Consider the following 395-nt stretch of genomic DNA (forward strand, 5'->3'; position numbering starts at 1 on the left):
GTCCAGCACGCTCATCGGGAGCCGCCCAGCCAGTCGAGGGAGTCCCCGTCGTCCCGGCCGCCCGCGCCGACCAGTTCGAGAAAGGCGCTCTGGAGGGAGGGCGCGTCGCCGCGCACCTGCGCCAGCGTGCCCCGCGCCGTGATCCGGCCCGCCGCCATCACGGCGACCCAGTCGCACAGCGACTCCACCAGCTCCATCACATGGCTGGAGAAGACCACGGTCGCGCCGGACCGGGTGTAGCGCTCCAGCACGCCCCGGATGGTCTGCGCCGACACCGGGTCGACGCCCTCGAACGGCTCGTCCAGGAAGAGCACTTCGGGATTGTGGAGCAGGGCTGCCGCGAGCCCGATCTTCTTCCGCATACCGGTCGAGTAGTCGACGACCAGCTTGTGCTG

1 protein-coding gene is annotated in these 395 nt (G+C 70.6%); it reads right to left on the reverse strand.

The genetic code is table 11. The features are described 5' to 3' along the window. Positions 1 to 11: 11 nt before the first annotated feature. The coding region (locus BTA51_RS29830) for an AAA family ATPase (protein WP_141215750.1) at positions 12 to 395 on the reverse strand (384 nt) is incomplete at its 5' end.

This window comes from Hahella sp. CCB-MM4 (assembly GCF_002260525.1).
Classification (GTDB): domain Bacteria; phylum Pseudomonadota; class Gammaproteobacteria; order Pseudomonadales; family Oleiphilaceae; genus Hahella.